This window comes from Pantoea sp. E956-1, from assembly GCF_982223955.1.
The window spans coordinates 1-569 of record NZ_CEUYZP010000034.1; the positions used below are offsets into that span (position 1 = coordinate 1).

The following is a 569-nucleotide window of genomic DNA, read 5'->3' on the forward strand; positions in this document are numbered from 1 at the left end:
TTGGGGTACGATTCTGTGTTACCTGATGCTTAGAGGCTTTTCCTGGAAGCTGGGCATTTATCACTTCAGCACCGTAGTGCCTCGTCGTCACGCCTCAGCGTTAACAAGCGTCCGGATTTACCTGGACGCTCCGCCTACACGCTTAAACCGGGACAACCGTCGCCCGGCTGATATAGCCTTCTCCGTCCCCCCTTCGCAGTAACACCGAGTACAGGAATATTAACCTGTTTCCCATCGACTACGCCTTTCGGCCTCGCCTTAGGGGTCGACTCACCCTGCTCCGATTAACGTTGAACAGGAACCCTTGGTCTTCCGGCGAGCGGGCTTTTCACCCGCTTTATCGTTACTTATGTCAGCATTCGCACTTCTGATACCTCCAGCATGCCTCACAGCACACCTTCGACGGCTTACAGAACGCTCCCCTACCCAACAACGCATAAGCGTCGCTGCCGCAGCTTCGGTGCATGGTTTAGCCCCGTTACATCTTCCGCGCAGGCCGACTCGACCAGTGAGCTATTACGCTTTCTTTAAATGATGGCTGCTTCTAAGCCAACATCCTGGCTGTCTGT

General features: G+C 54.5%; 1 rRNA gene. It reads right to left on the reverse strand.

The features are described from left to right. Positions 1-569: ribosomal RNA gene (locus AC0T7J_RS25095) — 23S ribosomal RNA — on the reverse strand; the annotation flags it as partial.